Here is a 333-nt window from a genome sequence, read left to right on the forward strand (position 1 = left end):
GCCCCTCGCGAGGTAGATAGGTAGCTATACCGTAAGGTAGAGGTTGATACGCAGAAGTATGATGGGTTTCCGGCCCCTCTCGAGGTAGATAGGTAGCTATACAAAACGTTAAGCCTAAAGAAAGGAACGAAATGTCTCAAGGTTTCCGGCCCCTCTCGAGGTTGATAGGTATCTATACTTTGCTATTCCAATTGTTATCTCCATTTATCGCCCTAACTGTTTCCGGCCCCTACCGAGGTTGATAGGTTTCTATACGAAGTCTTTAAGGGAACGATTGAATCTGATGAATCAAGGTTTCCGACCCCTCGCGAGGTAGATAGGTAGCTACACTGT

This window comes from Streptococcus sp. HMSC072D05 (assembly GCF_001815805.1).
In the GTDB taxonomy this organism is placed as follows: domain Bacteria; phylum Bacillota; class Bacilli; order Lactobacillales; family Streptococcaceae; genus Streptococcus.